An 18477-nucleotide genomic window follows, 5' to 3' on the forward strand; every position below is an offset into this window, starting at 1 on the left:
CGTATTGCGCTGCGGTGGGTCAGCCTCCCCCCGGCGGCAGGTCGCTGTTGATGATGTCCGCGGCGGCTTTCCACGAGCCATCGACCTTCCGCCAGACCACCACGTATTTGCCGGTGTCGATCTGTTCGACCCCATCGGACCCAACCGCCAGACGATACTTGCCGCGATCGAGCGCCATATCGCCGGAGGATGACAAGGTGATCTGCTCCGGAGCGAAGGTGAGCTCGAACCCCGGCGTATTCATCATCGCTGCCCAGTTCTGCTCAATCGCGGCCCGGCCGATCCCGATGGGCGCATTGGGCGGCATGAAGGCGCCGTCTTCCGTATACATCTGGGCAATTCCGGCTGCGTCTTTCGACTTGATCAGCTCAAGCCATCGAGCGACCTCACCCCGAATGGCTTCTTCCTCGGCAGAGCTGGCAACGCTTGCCGCAGCCTCGGATGAGGTGCCGTTGGCATCCTCTGGTCCGGGGTCACAAGATGAGATTAGCAACGCGGTCGCGGTAAGCAGAATCAGGCGGATTGTCATGGCATCCCTCCCAAACAGCGCAATGACCCTAAATTACCATGGATTGTTCGGAAGCAGCAATGGAAAGCTCGCGATGGATGGAGGCGATGACATGGCGGTCGGCACGGCGGCAGCTATGGGCTTCTTGCATGCGCGATGGATATGCGGAATGCTTGCGTCAAAGCCGGGGGAGTTTACCGCGTGTCTCAGTATCTGTTCGACCAATGGCGCAGCCGCTCACCCCATTACGATGAGACGCATGAGGCGGTCTGCGACAGCGTCCGCGCCTTCGTTGCCCGCGAAATCATGCCGCATGTCGACACCTGGGAGGCGGCGGGCGAGGTCCCGCGCGAGCTTCACCGCAAGGCGGCCGAAGCCGGAGTGCTCGGGCTCGGCTATCCCGAAGAATATGGCGGCAGCGGCACCCTCGAAGAGCGTGGGTTCGATATCTTCCACTCGCTGGTGCAATCGGAGGAACTGTGTCGTCCCGGCGCGGGAGGCATTCCTGCCTCGCTGATGATCCACGGGATCGGCCTCCCTCCGATCATCGCCATGGGCAGCGAGGAATTGAAGCAGCGGATCGCGCCGCAAGTGCTCAGCGGCGAGAAGATCATCTGCCTCGGCATCACCGAACCCGGCGGCGGATCGGACGTTGCCAACCTCAGGACGCGGGCCGAGAACCGCGGTTCGCATTACCTCGTCAACGGCGCCAAGACGCTCATCACCTCGGGCATGCGCGCCGACTACATCACCCTAGCGGTGCGCACGGGCGGTGAGGGGATGGGCGGCATATCGCTGCTGCTGGTCGAATTCGATCGCGCAGGCATCAGCCGCACGGCGCTGCCGAAGATGGGCTGGCATGCCTCGGATACGGCCACGATCCATTTCGACGATGTCGAGGTTCCCGCCGAGAACCTGATCGGGGCTGAGAATGCGGGCTTCGGCGGGATCATGCGCAACTTCAACGGCGAGCGGTTGGGCATGGCGCAGCAAGCGGCGGGCTATGCCCGGCTGTGCTATGAGGATGCGCTCGATTGGGCGCGCGAACGCGAAACTTTCGGCAGGCCGCTGGTCACTCGCCAGGCGATCCGCCACAAGCTCGCGCGGATGCTGCAGATGATCGGGGCGACGCAGGCAATGATCGATCACGCGGCATGGACGGTCAAAGAGGGCTGTGCCTTCCCCGGCGACTTTGCCCTGCTCAAGGTACAGGCGACGCAGACGATGGAGTATTGCGCGCGCGAGGCCTGCCAGATCATGGGCGGCGCCAGCTTCGTCCGCGGCGCGCGAGTCGAGCGGATCTATCGCGAAGTCAGGGTCATGGCGATAGGCGGCGGGTCGGAGGAGATCATGTACGACCTGGCGAGCCGGCAGTTCGGGTTCTAGGGGCGCGGCGCGGGCGCTGGTTTGGGCCGATCTTTGAACCGACCAAGAACGTCCGCTTACGACCCGATAGCGCACGTTAGACGCATGGGTTAAGGGTCGCGAATGATTCCAGCTGGCTACCTACTCAAGCGAACGACGCCCCCTCCGGGCTGGTTGACGCCAAGCACGTCAAATATCTCTGAGGTCTGCAGCGTTTCCAATTGCGTCAATGACAATGTGATTGAGCTCATAGACAGTTGGAAGTTCAATAGGTTCGGCCTCGCAAACAGTAAGGAAGTCATCCTTGAACTTGCTCGAGAAGCGGCGGTCGACTTTTCTCATACGACCCTATTTTTCTATGCTGGCTACGAACGCGAGTTGGAGACCGACGGATGGGAGTTCGATCCTGCAAGATGGCGAGCGCTCACTTCTTCCGAGGTCTCAAATGTGAAGGACAAGGTGACTGTTCCGGAAGAGTCAGACCGCCCTGTGACGCTTGGCTACGATGTTGTTGCGTATGGTGACTTCCCAGATCATTCTCCTCTCTCGTGCAATTCAATGGCTACCGAATTGTCGGTCAACGAGTTCTGCTTGTTCGATCATTTTGACACCGCGAAGGGAGCCATAGATGCAGGCAAGTTCGGTGGTGGCTGTGAGGACGGCATCTACCGAATAATGTCCGTGAGCCGCTTGGATAGCTGGCAAGGCTAACGTCCGCTTTCCACCCAATCGCAGACTGTTCCGCATTCCCACACCGCTCAGCCTGAGCTTGTCGAAGGCTAGGCAACAGGTTGCCATCGGGGCCGATTAGGCCTGCCGATTGCGTGCGAGCGCCGAGAACAGATTGGGCGAGTATACTCCTGCCAGTTTCAGGCCGAAAGGATCAGGCGCTTTGCGGTGCGAACACCGGCCCGCGAGAAAGCTTTTGCCAAGCAGCAAGGCCAAGCCAGGCAAGGGAAAAGGCTATGGCCGGAGTATCAGCCTTGGCGGTGCCCCAGGCGTAAAAAACAAACCAGAATCCCAAGGCTGCCCCGAGAGCAATCAACTTCACGTTTTCAATGCGCCGAACACTCATGATCACATTCTCCGCTCAACTGTGAGTTTGGAAGTACACCAGTTGGCGAATAGATTTGCTGAAAGGATAAGGCTAACGCGCGGTGAATTTTCGGCATGTCGGCAATGGTCGATTGCCTGTTCCCACCCCTAAAGCTGACCCGGCGGTTTTCCTACTGCGCGGCAAACTGCTTGAAGTTTGCAGATGACCTGCGCTCGTTCTCCCACGCATTCTCGCGGCCATGCGCGCCGCCGCACGTTTCGTTCCGCTGAAGGTTACAGTCGCATCCGGTATGGGTCACAGATCGGCGCGGCCAAAGTTCACACTTTGGCGTTCGACGTTCACACTTCGGCCCGCGAAAGACACAATCTGCGTCCCACAGTCACACTTTCCCGCGCCAGATTGACACAATCCGCGTTTTGGCCCCTGGACCGTGTTCCATGTGTTCCATCCTGTTGGAGAATGCTGCGGCAGCGCGGGTGCGTAGCGGCTTTGACTCTCTTCGCCGTGCGGCCCATGCAGGCGGCAAAGGAGAGCGATCATGAGCAAGTCCGACCGCGAGTTCGATATCATCGTCTATGGCGCCACCGGCTATACCGGTCGCCTCGTCGCCGAACATTTCGTGCGCGAATACGGCAACGCCGCCGACGGCCCGAAATGGGCGATGGCAGGGCGCAGCCTCGCCAAGCTGGAGAGCGTGCGCGACGAGATCGGTGCGCCGTCCTCCACCCCGCTCGTCGTCGCCGATGCCGACGATCCTGCGAGCCTCGAAGCGATGTGCAACCGCACCCGCGTGATCATCACGACGGTCGGCCCATACCAGCTTTATGGCGACGCACTGGTCGCTGCCTGCGTCAAGACCGGGACCGACTATGCCGACCTGTGCGGCGAACCTGTGTGGATGCGGCAGAAGATCGACGAGCACATGGAAGCCGCCAAGGCGAGCGGCGCGCATATCTGCTTTTCGTCGGGATTCGATTCGATCCCGTTCGATCTCGGCGTGCTGATGACGCAGAAGGAAGCGGTGAAGCGCTTCGGCAAGCCCGCCCCGCGGGTGAAGGGCCGGGTCCGCGGGATGGCTGGCGGCGCCTCGGGCGGCACGGTCGCAAGCCTGACCGAGACGATGAAGGCGGTGGCGCGCAAGCCCGCGCTGATCGGCATATTGCGCAGCTCGTTCGGTTTGACGCCGGGCTTCGAAGGCCCTGATCAGCCCTCGGGCATGATCCCGCGCTATGAGGACGAGCTCGGCAAATGGGCCGCACCGTTCGTCATGGCGCCGATCAACACCAAGAACGTCCACCGCACCAATTTCCTGCTCGGCCACCCGTGGGGCGAGGACTTCCGTTACGACGAGATGGTGCTCACCAGCCCGGGCGAGGCCGGCAAGAAAATGGCCGAGGCCGCGACCGAGATGATGAAGAACCCCTTCGGCGCCAAGCCGCCCAAGCCGGGCGAAGGCCCGAGCAAGGAAGAGCGCGAGAACGGGTTCTACGACGTGCTGTTCATTGCCGAGATGCCCGACGGCGAGAAGCTGCACTACGGCGTCAAGGGCAAGTACGATCCGGGCTACGGCTCAACCAGCCGCATGATCGCGGAAACCGCCATCGCGCTGCTGAGCTGCGACAAACCCGGAGGGATCGGAACCCCGGGCTATTTCCTCGGCGAAGACCTGGTCCAGCGCCTGGAAAAGCACGCCGATCTGACCTTCGCCGCGGAGAATTGATTCCTAGAAGCTCACGCGCACACTCGCCTTCAGATTGCGTCCCGCGAGCGGCACAAAATCCTTGGTGAAACTTGCGTGACGACGGCCCGTCACATCGAGCAAATTGTCCGCACCCAGCAGGACAGTGACCGATTTCGCATCCTTGAATGGTCGCCAGCTCAGGCTGAGATTGACCAGGGTGAAGCTGTCGGTTGGTGTTTCGAACCCGGCAACGCGATCCTGCTCGGCGAACCACTGGACCTCGGCGCGCGCGTCGAAACTGTCGGTCTGGGCTTCCAGTGCTCCGAGCAGGCTGAGAGGCGGGATGCGCGGGATCGGCGAGCCGTCGTCGAGCGAAGCGCGGATGTAATCGCCGCGCACATCGCCGATGATCGTCAGATCCCCGCCCTGGTAGAGCGGATAGGACAGTTCGGCCTCGACCCCGAAATACTCGGCATCGTCCTGCAAATACTGGAACACCGGCAGGTCGTCTTCCTCGAGCCCGGTGTCGACCAGGTAGACGTAGTCGCTGAACCAGTTCTGATAGACCGCGACATTGAGCTCGGCCTTGCCGATCCGGCCGCGCAGGAAAGCCTCGACGCCCCAGGCCGACTCCACGTCCAGCGTAGGATCGCCGATCTCGAATGCCTGGGTCGCGATGTGGGGACCATCGGAGAACAGTTCCTCCGCACTCGGCGCACGCTCGGCCCGCGAGAAATTGGCGCCGAAGCGCAGCGCTTCGTCGGTTTCGTAGATCAGGCTCAGCGCCCCTGAGAGGGTGCCGAACTCGCGCGCCACACCAAGCGTTTGCGCTTCGACATCGCTCATCTCGTATCGCGCGGCGGCCTCGAGCTGGATGGGCCCATTGCCGAATTCCTGAAGCGCGAAAAGCGCGAATTGTTCGGTGACGTTCGGTGGCACATAGGCCTCTGCCCCTTCGGCGAAGAAATCGCGCCAGTAGTATTGCGTGCCGATCGAGCCGCGCCACCAGCCGCGGTCCTTCTGCGCCAGTTCGAGGCGTGCCTCGAACCCCTGCACGTCGAAAACGGTGCCGACCTCATCACCTTCGAATTCGGTATGCGTATAGTCGGAATAGCCTATCCGTGTGATCAGCTGCGAGAATGCACCCTCGCCCAGGTCGAGCTGCCCGCGCAGGTCGGCGCGAAACTGCTCGAGGTCAATCGAGACGCGTTCCTCGCCCTCTTCTTCGCCTTCCTCCTCTTCGCCTTCATCTTCGCCATGATGATGGCCGGCGCCGGGTCGGCCCGGCACCCCATAGCGCGTATCGTACCAGCCGACCGCCACGCCGAGCGTGTTGTCGCCGTCGATGAAGGCGAAGCCCGCATTGGCTGTCCAGGTTCGGGTTGCGCTGTTCGGCAGAATGCCGCGCTGCTCGGCGGCCTCGCGAAGTTCCTCGGCTTCTTCGAACTCGCCTTCGGCCTCTTCCTCGGCCGCCTCTTCCAGCAGTTCGTCGCGCAGGATCGGCGCGACAGTGAATCCTGCGATCTCGAGATCGTTGGTCTCGCGATAGGTGCCGTCGACATGAACCACGAATCGGTTTGCCAGCGGAATGTCGACCGAGAGCCCGCCCTCGCGCAGATCATAGGCCGAGTTCCAGCCGACCAGCCCGTCGACATGGATCGGCTCGTCCGGGATACGGCGCGGAATCCGCTTGTCGATGACGTTGACCGCGCCGCCGATTGCCTGGCTGCCGTAGAGCATGACCGCGGGACCGCGCAGCACCTCGATCCGCTCCGCTGTGAGCGGTTCGAGGGTTGTTGCGTGATCGACCGAAGTATTGGACACGTCGATCGTGCCAAGCCCGTCGTTGAGCACTCGCACGCGCTCGCCCTGGAAACCGCGCAGGACCGGGCGCGACGCGCCTGGCGAAAAGCTGGTAGCCGAGACACCCGGCAGCTTCACCAGCACATCGCCCAACTGGCCGGCCATGTTCTGCTGGATCTCCTCCGCCTCGAAGACAGAGGTACCGGCGAGCAGGTCGAGTTGCTTGAGCCCGACCGCGGTAACGACGATGTTGCCCTGGTAATCGAGTTCGCGACTGTGCACGTCGTCCTGCATCGGAGCGCGCTCGGCAGGTGCGGGCTTGGCTGCTGCATCGCCTTCGCCCTGCTGTTCTTGCGCCAGCACCGGCGCAGCAATCGCGCCGATGGCAATCGCCGCTGCCAGCGCACTGTGCGAAATGAGGGTATTGGGTGTAAGTGCCATGAAGGATTAAGCCGCCGTTCCTGATTATGTGATAACGTATCACGCGCCCTAGCAGCCATCGCCGCTTAGGCAAGGCCAAATGCCGATGTTTCGACGAAATGCACGTCAGCGACGATAACCGTCATGCGGCACAGGTTACTGGCGACCGGCAATGTCGAGAAATGGAGCGGGCGAGGCGATTCGAACGCCCGACCCCAACCTTGGCAAGGTTGTGCTCTACCCCTGAGCTACGCCCGCTCACTGGCGCTCTACCGGGAATTCGAAGCTTCCCGGTGGGGAGGCGCGCAACTAGCAACGCTTTTCTCAGGGAGCAAGGGGAAAATCGCATCGGGAAATTGCCCCTTCACATTGAGCGGGGAAGGCCCACATTAGGGCCGAGTTAAAACGGGCAATTCATTCGGCAAGGGGACGTTACTTGACCAGCATGGGTCTAAATCTCGACGAGCAGAAGGCGGTCGACCGCTTCCGCAAGGACGTGGTCGAACCCTCGATGAAGAAGCTCGTCATCCTCGATTTCTGGGCCGAATGGTGCGGGCCGTGCAAGGCGTTGGCCCCCGTCCTCGAGAAGGTTTCGGCCGAATATGCCGACAAGGGCGTGGTTCTGGCCAAGATCGATGTCGACAAGGAACAGTTCATCGCCGCCCAGTTCCAGGTGCAGTCGATCCCCACGGTCTATGCGATGTTCCAGGGGCAGCCGGTGGCTGACCTGACCAATGCGCGCAGCGAATCGCAGTTGAAGCAGGTGCTTGACCAGTTGCTGGCTCAATTGCCAGTCGAGGCGGGCGCAAACGGCTCTGATCCGGCCGCTCCTTCGAAGGAAGATCTCGAACAGTTTCTCGCCCTCGGCGAGCATGCGCTGAGCGAAGGCGATGCGCAGCGCGCCGCCGGTATCTTCGGCCAGGTGGCGGAGATGGCGCCCGACAATGGCGCTGCTCACGCCGGCCTGATCCGCTCGCTTGTCCAACTGGGGCAGGTCGATGAGGCACGGGCTGCGCTTGAGGCGGCGCAAATGGACCCGGCGCTTGCCAACGACCCAGCGCTGCACGCTGCAACGAGTGCGCTCGAACTCGCTGGCAACCAGGTCGACGAAGGCGAACTGAATGCGCTGCGCGATAACGCAACGGCCAATCCCGACGACCACGAGAAGCAGCTGGCCTTTGCCGAGGCCGCCTTCGCAGCCGGTTCACGCGACGAGGCTGCTGATGTCCTGCTCGGCTCGATCGAGAAGGACCGCGAGTGGAACGACGGTGCCGCGCGCACAAAGCTTCTGCAGATCTTCGAAGCGGTGGGCCTCGAGGATGAGTGGGTCGTTGCCACCCGCCGTCGCCTGTCCAAGATTCTGTTCGGTTAGGGGCGCGTGAGCTCGCGGCTTTCCATATTTCCGCTACCCGGAGCCATCCTGTTTCCCGGGCTGCAACTGCCGCTTCATATCTTCGAGCCGCGTTATCGCGCGCTGGTGTCCGATGCGCTTGCGCGCGACCGCCGGATCGCCATGATCCAACCGCAGCGCCCGGTCGAAGGCGCCCCCCTCTACTCAGTCGGCTGCGTCGGTCGGATCGGCGATGTCGAAGCGCTCGACGATGGTCGCTTCAATATCATTCTTGAAGGGGAATCTCGTTTCCGGGTTCTCCGCGAGCTCGAAGTGGCCACCGCCTTCCGGCAGGTCGAGGCGGAACTCCTCGACGATGACGAGGACGATTGCATATCCGCGATCGAGCGTGCGGGGTTCGAACGCGAAGCGCGCCGCTTTGCCGATGCCCAGGGCTACAGCGTCGACTGGGAGTCCGTGGCGCGGCTCGATGACGAGTCGCTGATCAACGGTGTTTCGCAGATTGCGCCCTTCGACCCAGCCAGCAAGCAGGCGCTGCTCGAAGCGCCCGATCTCGCGACGCGCTGCGAACTCCTCGTCCAGCTGATGCAGTTCTACGGCCGGCGCGACAACGGCGACGACGAAATCGTTACCTTGCAGTAGGCTACTAAAGCCCGAAGCTGCCCTTCAGCCCGTCGATCACATATTGCGCCGCAAGCGCCGCGAGCAGCACGCCGAGCAGGCGGGTAATTACCGCCTCGACGCGATCTCCGAAGATGCGCATCAGGGGGCCCGCTGCAACCAGTGCGAGGGCCGTCAGGACAAGCACCGCGCCGAGAGCGCCGAGCACGACGAGGGATTCGTCCGTTCCATCGGCCTCGTTCATCAGCAGCATGATTGCAGCGATCGCGCCCGGGCCGGCCAGCATGGGCATAGCCATGGGGAAAACCGAGACGTCCTCGACCTCGGGCGTGGCCGCGATCTTCTCGGCCCGTTCCTCGCGCCTTTGCGTGCGCTTTTCGAACACCATGTCGAAGGCGATGAAGAACAGCATCAGCCCGCCGGCGATCCGGAAGGAATTGAGCTCGATATGGAGCGCGCCGAGCAGGTCCTCGCCGAACAGCGCGAAGATCAACAGGATGACCGATGCGATCAGCGTGGCGCGAATTGCCATCGAAGTGCGCTGGCCGGAGGTCGCCCCCTTGGTCAGCCCGGCATAGATCGGCGCGCAGCCGGGCGGGTCGATCACCACGAACAGGGTGATGAAAGCCGAAATGAACAGTTCGGTCATTGCGGGATGCAGGCTATCGGCTCACGCCCCTGCGGAACGGGAGGTGCAGCCGCTTCGCGCCGGAACACTTCCGCCATTGCGCCATCGCGCAGCACCTCGACCACAAAGGTCCGGCCACAGTCGGCAGCAATCTCTGTCCGCCAGACAAGCGTGCCGTCGGCGCTGCGCCCTTGGCTGTGATCGGCAAAGGTTGCAGGAGCGGCGGTTGATGGCCTGGTCGCCGAACATTGCGCTACATCGGCTGTGATCCACTCGGGCTTCGCATAGCCCTCATCGAGCTCGAACCCCTGGTCGACGACCCATCGATACTCGCCGTCCTTCTGCAATTGCCAGATCGTCGCAAACCGGCCGCGAGCACCGCCCGGATAATCGGCCGGACCCGTCGACAGCGCATATTGCGCATTGCAGCTGACCCAGACCATGTCCGGCTCCCACACTATCGGCTCGGCGGGATCGGCGCGATCCTTGAGCACTTCGTGGACGTTGCGGAAATTCGGAGCGGGCATCACCGCATCCTTGGTCGCGTACTCCCGAAAGGCAGTCCAGGTGCCTTCCTCACGCGCCATGCGCGCAAAGGCGAGTTCGGTTGCGACCACCTTGCTCGGCTGCGCCTGGCCCGGCGCCCCGGCGAGCGCAAGATTGATGACCCGGTCGGGCGTTCGCGGCTGCTGGCTACTGGCGCAGGCGGCCAGCAGGACCGTCAGAGCGGCTATTGCGGCTTTCTTCATAAACCTTCCGGAACCTCCAGCCCTTCATTGCGATAGGCCGCTACCAGCGTGTTGCGGAGCAGGACAGCGATCGTCATCGGCCCGACACCGCCCGGCACCGGAGTGATGGCGCGCGCGACCGCACTGGCTTCGTCGAAAGCGACATCCCCGACCAGGCGGCCCTTCTCGGCACCCGGTTCGGGAGGCAGGCGATTGATCCCGACGTCGATCACGGTGGCCCCGTCCTTGAGCCAGTCTGCCTTGACCATTTCCGGGCGTCCGACCGCCGCGACCACGATGTCCGCGCGCCGGACCACCGCCGGCAGATCCTTAGTGCGGCTGTGCGCGATCGTGACCGTGGCGTTCGCGTCGAGCAACAGCTGTGCCATCGGCTTGCCGACAATGTTCGAGCGGCCGATCACGACCGCTTCCAGACCCGACAAATTGCCAAGCTGGTCGGTGAGGAGCATCATGCAGCCGAGCGGCGTGCATGGCACGAAACCACTCTGGCCGACCGACAGGCGCCCGGCGTTGATCACATGGAAGCCGTCGACATCCTTGTCAGGGCTGATCGAAGAGATGATCGCCTGTTCGTCGAGATTGCCCGGCAGCGGAAGCTGGACCAGGATCCCGTCGACCGCCGGATCGGCATTGAGCTGCTCAACCAGCACGAGAAGATCGGCTTCGCTCGCATCCGCCGGCAGGCGGTGCTCGAAGCTTGCCATGTTGGCGGCGACGGTCGCCTTGCCCTTGCTCCCGACATAGACCTGGCTGGCCGGGTCTTCCCCCACCAGCACGACCGCGAGACCGGCCTTGCGCCCTGCCTTGTCGGCAAACTCGCGCGCGAGCTCGCCGACACGATCCCTCAGCCTGGCGGCGAAGGCCTTACCGTCGATCCGGCTTGCCGCCATCAGACGCTCCGGATGACGCTGGACAGCAGGATCATCAGGATCTGCAATGCGATGATCAGCACCAGCGGCGAAAAGTCGATCGAGCCGGTGTTCGGCATGAGGTTGCGGATCGGCCGCAGCATGGGCTCGAGCAAGCGGTTGATCGAGTTGTAGAATGCCATGAGGAAATCGTTCGAGGTGTTCACCACGTTGAAGGCGAATAGGAGCCCGATGACGAACTGGATGATGATCAGCATCACCAGCACGTTGGTGAGCAGACCGATGATCTGGTAAATTGCGAGAAGGGCTTCCATTGCTGTCCTGATCCGTTTCCTGGGCGTCCCGTCCTCGCGTATTACCTTGGCAATACGCCGTGCGCTACCCTCTAACTGACGGGGTTCCGCACGAGCGTGCCGGCACCCCGGGCGGTGAAGAATTCGAGCAGCATAGCGTGCGGTACGCGGCCATCGAGCACGACCGCTGCATCGCAACCGCTTTCGACCGCGCTGACGCAGGTTTCGAGCTTCGGGATCATCCCGCCGCTGATCGTGCCATCATCTTTCAGCACCGCGATGTCCGCGGGCGTGAGGTCGGTCAGCAATGCGCCCTGCTTGTCGAGCACCCCGGCGACGTCGGTCAAGAGAAAGAGCCGCGCGGCGCCCAGCGCTGCCGCGATCGCACCCGCCATCGTGTCGGCATTGATGTTGTAGGTATGGCCGTCAGCGCCCGCACCGATCGGGGCGATGATCGGGATCATGCCGGCGTTGACCGCCGTATCGATGATCGCGGTGTCGACATGCGCCGGTTCGCCGACGAAGCCGAGGTCCACGGCCTGCTCGATATTGCTGTCGGGATCCTTGACCGTGCGCTGCGCTTTGGTCGCCGTGACGAGGTTGCCATCCTTGCCGGAAATGCCGATTGCCTTGCCACCCGCGCTCGCGATCCAGCCGACCAGTTCCTTGTTGATCGCGCCGGAGAGAACCATCTCGGCGACTTCGGCGGTCTCCTTGTCGGTGACGCGAAGCCCGTCGACGAAGGTGCTCTCGACCCCCAGCTTCTTGAGCATCGCGCCGATCTGCGGTCCGCCGCCATGGACGACGACCGGATTGATGCCGACCGCCTTCAGCAACACGATATCCTGCGCGAAATCCTGCGCCGCCGCCGGATCGCCCATGGCATGACCGCCGTATTTCACCACGAAGGTACGACCGGCGTAGCGCTGGAAGTAGGGGAGCGCCTCGATCAGCACTTCGGCCTTGGCAAGCATCGACTTGTCGCTGCTGGCATTCATCCTTGGGTTACTCCTGCCCGGGGAGAGGTGCGCTTAGCGGTTTGGCCGCCGAGTGGAAAGAGTTTCGCAGGATGTAACCTTTGCCCCGTTCGTTGCGAATGACTGATTGCGATGCGCCACAGGCGCGGGTCGCCATATCGACAAGGGAGAGCACAATGACATCTATTCGGAACAAGGGCAGCCTCGCACTCGCCATTGCGGCTGGCCTCGCTACAGCCTGTTCGCCCGCCGCGGAAGAAGGCGCCGCCGACGACGCAATGGCTGCCGCGGAGAATTCGCAGAACCCCGAAGTAGTCGCCGCGGCCGAGAACCCGGACGGCGAAAAGGAGAAATGCTACGGCGTGGCACTGGCCGGCAAGAACGATTGCGCGGCCGGTCCGGGCACGAGCTGCGCGGGCACCAGCACCGTCGATTATCAGGGGAACGCCTGGAAATATGTCGACGAGGGCAGCTGTCTCGAAATCGAGACACCAAAAGGCAAGGGTTCGCTTGTCCCGGTCGCGGCCTGAACGTCCCCATCAGGCCAAATCCGGTTCAGCGAGTAAGACGGGTCGTGGGTACCATCCTGCGGCCCGTTTCTTGCGAATAGACCTGGTATGAATACTTGGCGCCTTAATAACTTGTTGGGAAATTTTACATATTCCATTTGACCATGGTGGCACTGGTTTCGGTAATCACCATAGGGGAGCATAAATGGATCGAGCAAACGAAGGCGCAGACTTGCGCCCCAACGATCGGCGGTCGGGCGATCGCCGCGGAGACGACCGACGCAAGGCGCAGCTGCCGTTCGAGGGGCCAGACCGGCGCCTGGGTGGCGAACGCAGAAGCGGGGTCGACCGCCGCGCCGGCTGACTGGCGCCCAAGGTCTCAATAAGGATTGAGCGAGAATCCGCGCCGCTGCAGATCGGCGTGCGCGATCATCGCCGCCGGTGCCATCCGCACGCCGGGGAGCAGATCCTCATCGCCAACCTTGTGATGCTTGGCCGAAACCCCGCAAACCCAGATCTCCCCGCCCCGCGCGATCAACTCGGCCACATTGTTATGATTGGGGTTGCGAGCGGGAGCACCGTCTTCGCCTTCGCCATACTTGGCAGCATAGCGCGCATCCTTGACCACATCGAAAACCGAGGGGCCGTGAATGACCACGGCGCTTTTCGCCCGTGCTTCGTCCACCCCATGTTCGCCCATGGTCTTGACGAACCAGAGCGCGCGACTGATCGCTCCATTCTCTTCACCCTTCTCGCCCTCGTAGGCGTCGAAGCTGTGCTTCCACACCGCATCCGCGGGTAGCGGCATGGTCGGCGTCACCGTGACCTCACCTTCGGCACGGTGGTCAGCCAGGGCTGGCGCAGCGGTCATCGCCAGCGCGAGCGCCGGAGCCAGGCTAAGAGCGGCCAAGGACTTCATGTGCATAGTCTCCCGAGATGAACGTCGGCCACCTTGTGCCAAGCGTTTCGCGGACCCGCAATCCCTGCCCCGAACCCTACTCGATGGAACGCGTGGAGCACGGTCTTCGTACAGAGCAGTGGCGGCTCGCCCCGCAATCGGGCGCACTTAACGCTTTGCAATCACGCGCAAACCGGGTAGATTTTACAAATACAACGTCCGGGTCGTGCGGAGCCTGCGCAATCGCGCGTGGGCCATCAAGGGACGCAACAGTTTTGGCACAGGATACGCCCGAAAACGGTCGCCGAAGCGGCGCCGATCGGCGTCGGGGACAGCACCCGATCGATCACCCAGACCGCCGCGAGGGAGACCGTCGCGCGGGCAAAGACCGGCGCGGAGAGCCGCGCATTCCAGGCTGAGCCAGCGCGCCGGGGTCTGCTAGCTTATGGCGCGCGCCTTGCCCACGATCGCGGTAATCTCGTCCAGCAGCGCGAGGCGCTTCTTCTTGAGCGTCTCGGTGCGCTCGTCGCTGGCCGCCTCGGTCTCAGCCTCGATCCGGTGCACCTCGCGGTTCACCTCGTGATATTCGTCCGCCAGCCGCGCGTAATGCGCGTCATCCTGCTTGAGCCGGGTAAGCAAGTCGCGGTCGCGCTTGAAAATCTGGGTCAGTTCGTTGGGAGTGTGCTGGGACATCCGTGGCCTTTCCGGGCAAGGTTGACGATGCCGCCACTCTAGCACCGCGGCATGGCGGGACTTTGTCCAGGATCAAATCAGGCGACGTGATCGCGCGGGATACAGGACCGGGCGCCGTCGTGCTAAGGACATGCCATGCGCATTGTGAAATCCGCTCTGACCTATTGGGCGCTGATCTTTGCGCTCGGCTTCGTGCTGGGGACTGTGCGCGTGCTGTGGGGCGCAGAGGCGCTGGGAGAGCGCAATTTCCTGCTGCTCGAGATTCCGGTGATGCTGGCGGCGAGCTGGCTCGCTGCCCGCTGGCTGATCGCCCGGTTCGCCATCGCGCAGGCGGGCGAGGCGCTTGCAATCGGCCTACTCGCTTTTCTCCTGCTGATGGCGGCCGAAGTGACGCTCGCGAGCACATTGGGGGAGGGGGCAGCGCAGTGGATCGCGGGCCTGCTCAAACCGCCAGGGCTCTACGGGTTTGCGGCGCAGCTGGCGTTCGCCCTGATGCCGTGGTTGGCTTTTCACAAGACGCATCGGTCGCGTGCGGCGGATCGAGCCGCACTTCCCTGATGGGCAGGGTCACCGCCATCGAGCTGCCGCCGGACAGCCTGCTCGCCGGGTTTGGCGGAGCAGGGGATTATCGCGACTGCTTCGCCCGCGAGGTGCCCAATCCCGCCGGGCGCGAGGTCACCCTTGCCGACTACATCGAGCAATTCTATTGCAGCATGGCGTTTCGGCCCGAGCGGCTGGTGCTCGGGCTCATCGCACGGGGCGCCACCGATGCCGACGCGCGGGCGCTGGCTCGCGGCGAGACGGATCGCATCGCCGTGTGGGAGGTGGTGGAGCGAGACGACACACAGATCCTGCTGCACGCCAAGGGGACGGGCACGGCGAGCTGGCTGGCCGTCGAGCCAGGTCCTTCGAGCACCCGCCTTCTGTTCGGATCCTGGGTCGGCAATCTGGAGCAGTCCTGGTGGCGCTTCACGGCGCAACCGCACCAATGGTATTCGCGGGTATTGTTGTCAGGGGTCCGCTTCCGCTGAACTAGGCCGGTGCCGCCTCGCCTGATATGCCTGCAGCGATGAGCAGGTTCGCAAGGTTCAGGCGGAGAGCAAAGGGGGCAAGGCCCGGCACCTATCGCTCCCCGCTGATCCGTAGACGTAGGCGGCGCACGCGTTGGTGGCCAGCCGCCCGGATCGGCCTGCTGGTGGGCGTGCTGATCGGGACGTGGTGGATCGTCAACCCGCCGCGGCCGACCGAATGGCAGACCGTCAGCCCGCCGTTCGGCACCTGCGGTGCGCGCGGTCGCCCATTCCAATGTGTAACCGATGGCGACACGGTGACGCTGGGCTATGGCGAGGGCGCGCGGCGCATCCGCCTCAAGGGCTTCGACGCACCCGAGGTTGCGGGCGCTTGTCCCAATGAACAGATGATGGCGGCGAGAGCCACGGCGGCGCTGCACAACTGGCTCAATCGCGGGGCCTTCGAGTGGGACGGCGGCATGCATCCGCCCCGCGACAAATACGGCCGCGAGCTGCGCAGCGCGCGGCGTACGCTGCCCGACGGCTCCTACGAGAAGTTGGCCGAATGGATGATCGGCCAGGGCCTCGCCGAAGGCGAAGCCATCTGGGAGAGCAAGGATTGGTGCGGCTAGGCGCTCTGTCGGGTGCTAGCCTGACCCGACCGCTTGGGTGATGACCGCGGCCGCGGCACGCCTTGCGTCCTCGGCGATCCATGCGGGATCGTGCAGATGGGCGAGGACAATCGCCCCTTCCTTGATGACCAGCAGTTCCCGCGCGAGTTCTTCCGGCTCCTTTGCCCCTGCCGCTTGTGCCAGCTCGGCAAAGTAGCGGGCCAGCAGGTGCTTATGCTCCGCCGACATGGTGTGGATCGGCTCGCCGCGCTGCTGGAATTCGGACGAAGCCTTGATGAACATGCAGCTCCGGAATCCGGGTTCGGCGAACCATTCTCCCAACGCATCGAAGATCGCAAACAAGCGGCCACGCGGATCATGAGCCAGTGCCTCGACCCGTCGCATCAGCCAGTTGCGGAACTGCTCGTCGCGTAGGCGGAGCGTGGCGAGGATCAAGTCGTCCTTCGTCCGGAAGTGCTTGTAGATCGCCGTCTTGGAGACGCCGGTTTCCTTCGCCAGCCGGTCCATCCCGATCGCGTGGAAGCCGCCACGATAAAACGACTCGAGCGCCTTCTGGACCAGTTCGTCGCGCTTGGATGCGCTCATTCTAAGCTCCTGACATTGACCTATCTGTAAATAGTACTTCCAGGCGGGACTTGCAAATCTCGTTCCCGAATATGCGTTATTTCAATATTTTATAGAACGTCTGCTCGACCAACGTCGCGAGCTCGATCTCCTGAAGCAAGATCAGCATTGACAGATCGGTTCACCTCTCATATCTAACGTTTACCGATCAGTTAATGCCCCCCCAAGTGACAGCAGGAGGATTGAATGAAGACCCCGGACCTGGAATGCTCGACACGGCAAGCCGTGAAGCAGGCAAAGCCCCCCTACGCATCGGCGATATCGTTCGCCGGACTACTGGCTTTGGCGTTTACCCCGCTCTTCACGGCTGACGCCGATGCGACCGAGCCCCGCGCCGTTTCCGCCAAGGCCCCGCCGGTCGAAGATGGTCTCCCCATGCCCGGCTTCGCGATCGAACCCGGCAAGACAGCGATCGTCATCACCGACCCGCAGAACGATTTTCTCTCCCCTCAGGGCGTGACCTGGGGTGTCGTTGGCCAGAGCATCAGCGAGAACGGGACGGTCGAGAACATCGGCGCGCTGTTCGACGTGGCTGATGAAACCGGCATGCCGGTCTTCGTCTCGCCCCACTACTATTTCGAACACGATCACCGCTGGCAATTCGAGGGCACGCTCGAGACGCTGATGCACGCCATTGGCATGTTCGACCGCCCCCACGCGCTGACGCTGGAGGGGTTCGAGGGATCCGGCGCCGATTGGCTCGAACAGTACAAGCCGCATATCGACAATGGCCGCACCGTGGTGACCAGTCCTCATAAGGTCTACGGGCCCGACAGCAACGACCTCGCCCTGCAGCTACGCAAGGCCGGGATCTCGAAGGTCGTTCTGGCCGGCATGTCGTCCAACCTTTGCACCGAATCCCATATGCGCTCGCTGATCGAGGCTGGCTTTGAGGTGATGGTTGTGACCGATGCGACCGCCGGCGCGATTACGCCGCACTACGATGGTTACGCCGCCTCGCTGGTCAACTTCCGCATGATCGCCAGCGCGGTCGACAACACCGAGAACACATTGAAGGCGATCAGGGCCGCTTACGCCAACCGATAAGGCCTCCAACCCCAGGCTGGAGCTCTCTCCCCCCGTCCTGCTCCAGCCAACTGGACGGTGGCCGCGCAAGCCATCCCCCGACCCCTCCCGGCTCTCGCGGTCGCCGTCCTCTCTTAAACCTCACCCCCAATGCCGACCCCAAGGAGAATGACAATGCCAAACACCCCTAAGCAAATCGCCCTCGCCATCGCCGTTGCGATCGGCGCAGCAGTGCCGGCGTCCGCAGCCGACGAATACAATGTCACCAGCGGCTACACGCTCGACGGCGCAGGGCTCGGCGTCCACGGCGTCGACCCGGTTGCGCTCAGCACGCTCAATGCGGTAGCCGAGGGCGATGCGAAGTACGCCGTCGTGCACGATGGTGTCGCGTACTACTTCGCCTCGGAAGTGACCGCCGAACGCTTCAAGTCCGATCCGGTCAAGTACCTGCCGCAATATGGCGGCTTCTGCGCCTACGCGGTTGCACTCGGCCGCAAGCTCGACGGCGATCCGCGCTACGCCGATATCGTCGATGGCAAGCTCTACCTCTTCGTCAACGCAGCTATCTTCGAGAAGTACCTGGCCGACAAGGACAACACTTTGAGGAAGGCCGAACAGCAGTGGCCGACAATCAAGCACACTGCCGTCGAGGAACTCTGACCCTCGAGCGCTGAGCTGCCCCCATCTCAGCCCTCCCCGCGGGGCGCGGCCCGTCCCACCCTCTCCACGCCGCGCCCCGCATTTTCCCTTCAAACCGAGTACC

At 63.1% G+C, this 18477-nt stretch carries 23 protein-coding genes and 1 tRNA gene; 12 read left to right on the forward strand and 12 right to left on the reverse strand.

What is annotated here, in order from left to right; all coding sequences use genetic code 11:
• Window positions 1-19: 19 nt before the first annotated feature.
• On the reverse strand, window positions 20-529 hold the full coding sequence (locus P7228_RS04585; RefSeq protein WP_278017036.1) for a YybH family protein: 510 nt from the start codon (window positions 527-529) through the stop codon (window positions 20-22).
• Between the two features lie 180 nt (window positions 530-709).
• Between P7228_RS04585 and P7228_RS04590 the strand changes: the two genes are divergently transcribed.
• Together P7228_RS04590 and P7228_RS04595 are read left to right on the forward strand one after the other, a co-directional pair.
• Window positions 710-1894, forward strand: a complete 1185-nt coding sequence (locus P7228_RS04590) for an acyl-CoA dehydrogenase family protein (RefSeq protein ID WP_278017037.1) — start codon at window positions 710-712, stop codon at window positions 1892-1894.
• A 102-nt stretch (window positions 1895-1996) separates the two neighbouring features.
• Window positions 1997-2584 (forward strand): hypothetical protein, encoded by a 588-nt coding sequence (locus P7228_RS04595; RefSeq protein ID WP_278017038.1) that lies wholly within the window; start codon window positions 1997-1999, stop codon window positions 2582-2584.
• 172 nt (window positions 2585-2756) lie between these two features.
• On the opposite strand, the gene P7228_RS04600 is transcribed toward P7228_RS04595, so the two are convergent.
• Window positions 2757-2948, reverse strand: a complete 192-nt coding sequence (locus P7228_RS04600) for a hypothetical protein (protein WP_278017039.1) — start codon at window positions 2946-2948, stop codon at window positions 2757-2759.
• Between the two features lie 520 nt (window positions 2949-3468).
• Between P7228_RS04600 and P7228_RS04605 the strand changes: the two genes are divergently transcribed.
• Window positions 3469-4650 (forward strand): saccharopine dehydrogenase family protein, encoded by a 1182-nt coding sequence (locus P7228_RS04605; protein ID WP_278017040.1) that lies wholly within the window; start codon window positions 3469-3471, stop codon window positions 4648-4650.
• 3 nt (window positions 4651-4653) lie between these two features.
• On the opposite strand, the gene P7228_RS04610 is transcribed toward P7228_RS04605, so the two are convergent.
• Together P7228_RS04610 and P7228_RS04615 are read right to left on the reverse strand one after the other, a co-directional pair.
• Window positions 4654-6855, reverse strand: a complete 2202-nt coding sequence (locus tag P7228_RS04610) for a TonB-dependent receptor (protein ID WP_278017041.1) — start codon at window positions 6853-6855, stop codon at window positions 4654-4656.
• Window positions 6856-7017: 162 nt separating this feature from the next.
• A tRNA-Gly gene (locus tag P7228_RS04615) sits at window positions 7018-7092 on the reverse strand.
• A 187-nt stretch (window positions 7093-7279) separates the two neighbouring features.
• Here P7228_RS04615 and P7228_RS04620 point away from each other — a divergent pair.
• The gene (locus P7228_RS04620; RefSeq protein ID WP_278017704.1) at window positions 7280-8206 is read left to right on the forward strand and encodes a tetratricopeptide repeat protein; all 927 of its coding nucleotides are present in this window, start codon (window positions 7280-7282) and stop codon (window positions 8204-8206) included.
• A gap of 6 nt (window positions 8207-8212) precedes the next feature.
• Window positions 8213-8827, forward strand: coding sequence for an LON peptidase substrate-binding domain-containing protein (locus P7228_RS04625; RefSeq protein WP_278017042.1), 615 nt, complete (start codon window positions 8213-8215; stop codon window positions 8825-8827).
• A 4-nt stretch (window positions 8828-8831) separates the two neighbouring features.
• On the opposite strand, the gene P7228_RS04630 is transcribed toward P7228_RS04625, so the two are convergent.
• From P7228_RS04630 to argB, 5 genes are all read right to left on the reverse strand, one after another.
• Complete coding sequence (locus P7228_RS04630; RefSeq protein WP_278017043.1) at window positions 8832-9455, reverse strand: MarC family protein; 624 nt, start codon at window positions 9453-9455, stop codon at window positions 8832-8834.
• Window positions 9452-10183: a hypothetical protein gene (locus tag P7228_RS04635; protein ID WP_278017044.1), complete on the reverse strand. Its 732-nt coding sequence runs from the start codon at window positions 10181-10183 to the stop codon at window positions 9452-9454. The genes P7228_RS04630 and P7228_RS04635 overlap by 4 nt, the downstream gene beginning before the upstream one ends.
• The gene (gene folD, locus P7228_RS04640; protein WP_278017045.1) at window positions 10180-11073 is read right to left on the reverse strand and encodes a bifunctional methylenetetrahydrofolate dehydrogenase/methenyltetrahydrofolate cyclohydrolase FolD; all 894 of its coding nucleotides are present in this window, start codon (window positions 11071-11073) and stop codon (window positions 10180-10182) included. Before folD ends, P7228_RS04635 begins: the two co-directional genes overlap by 4 nt.
• Window positions 11073-11366: a YggT family protein gene (locus tag P7228_RS04645; RefSeq protein ID WP_278017046.1), complete on the reverse strand. Its 294-nt coding sequence runs from the start codon at window positions 11364-11366 to the stop codon at window positions 11073-11075. Before P7228_RS04645 ends, folD begins: the two co-directional genes overlap by 1 nt.
• Window positions 11367-11437: 71 nt before the next feature.
• The gene (gene argB, locus P7228_RS04650; protein ID WP_278017047.1) at window positions 11438-12343 is read right to left on the reverse strand and encodes an acetylglutamate kinase; all 906 of its coding nucleotides are present in this window, start codon (window positions 12341-12343) and stop codon (window positions 11438-11440) included.
• Window positions 12344-12498: 155 nt separating this feature from the next.
• Between argB and P7228_RS04655 the strand changes: the two genes are divergently transcribed.
• Both P7228_RS04655 and P7228_RS04660 read left to right on the forward strand, forming a co-directional pair.
• On the forward strand, window positions 12499-12852 hold the full coding sequence (locus tag P7228_RS04655) for a BufA1 family periplasmic bufferin-type metallophore (protein WP_488350070.1): 354 nt from the start codon (window positions 12499-12501) through the stop codon (window positions 12850-12852).
• A 184-nt stretch (window positions 12853-13036) separates the two neighbouring features.
• Complete coding sequence (locus P7228_RS04660) at window positions 13037-13195, forward strand: hypothetical protein (RefSeq protein ID WP_278017048.1); 159 nt, start codon at window positions 13037-13039, stop codon at window positions 13193-13195.
• 15 nt (window positions 13196-13210) lie between these two features.
• Here P7228_RS04660 and P7228_RS04665 read toward each other — a convergent pair whose 3' ends face one another.
• Window positions 13211-13750: a DsrE family protein gene (locus P7228_RS04665; protein WP_278017049.1), complete on the reverse strand. Its 540-nt coding sequence runs from the start codon at window positions 13748-13750 to the stop codon at window positions 13211-13213.
• Between the two features lie 417 nt (window positions 13751-14167).
• Entirely contained in the window at window positions 14168-14422 is a 255-nt protein-coding gene (locus P7228_RS04670; protein ID WP_278017050.1) for an HP1242/YdcH family protein, read from the reverse strand.
• 135 nt (window positions 14423-14557) lie between these two features.
• Here P7228_RS04670 and P7228_RS04675 point away from each other — a divergent pair, with 135 nt between their 5' ends.
• From P7228_RS04675 to P7228_RS04685, 3 genes are read left to right on the forward strand one after another with little or no spacing between them, the layout of a single operon-like run.
• Entirely contained in the window at window positions 14558-14980 is a 423-nt protein-coding gene (locus tag P7228_RS04675) for a hypothetical protein (protein ID WP_278017051.1), read from the forward strand.
• Window positions 14980-15453 carry a hypothetical protein gene (locus tag P7228_RS04680; protein WP_278017052.1) on the forward strand — a complete coding sequence of 158 codons (474 nt, stop codon included), beginning with the start codon at window positions 14980-14982 and terminating at the stop codon, window positions 15451-15453. The genes P7228_RS04675 and P7228_RS04680 overlap by 1 nt, the downstream gene beginning before the upstream one ends.
• 38 nt (window positions 15454-15491) lie before the next feature.
• A complete protein-coding gene (locus P7228_RS04685) occupies window positions 15492-16064 on the forward strand; it encodes a thermonuclease family protein (protein WP_278017053.1) in 573 nt (190 codons plus the stop codon).
• Between the two features lie 15 nt (window positions 16065-16079).
• Here the strand turns inward: P7228_RS04685 and P7228_RS04690 are convergent, their stop codons facing one another.
• Window positions 16080-16649 (reverse strand): TetR/AcrR family transcriptional regulator, encoded by a 570-nt coding sequence (locus tag P7228_RS04690; protein WP_278017054.1) that lies wholly within the window; start codon window positions 16647-16649, stop codon window positions 16080-16082.
• A 225-nt stretch (window positions 16650-16874) separates the two neighbouring features.
• Here P7228_RS04690 and P7228_RS04695 point away from each other — a divergent pair, with 225 nt between their 5' ends.
• Both P7228_RS04695 and P7228_RS04700 read left to right on the forward strand, forming a co-directional pair.
• A complete protein-coding gene (locus P7228_RS04695; protein WP_278017055.1) occupies window positions 16875-17735 on the forward strand; it encodes a cysteine hydrolase family protein in 861 nt (286 codons plus the stop codon).
• A 153-nt stretch (window positions 17736-17888) separates the two neighbouring features.
• Window positions 17889-18374 carry a YHS domain-containing (seleno)protein gene (locus P7228_RS04700; RefSeq protein ID WP_278017056.1) on the forward strand — a complete coding sequence of 162 codons (486 nt, stop codon included), beginning with the start codon at window positions 17889-17891 and terminating at the stop codon, window positions 18372-18374.
• Window positions 18375-18477 lie beyond the last annotated feature (103 nt).

The organism is Altererythrobacter sp. CAU 1644, assembly GCF_029623755.1.
Classification (GTDB): domain Bacteria; phylum Pseudomonadota; class Alphaproteobacteria; order Sphingomonadales; family Sphingomonadaceae; genus Erythrobacter; species Erythrobacter arenosus.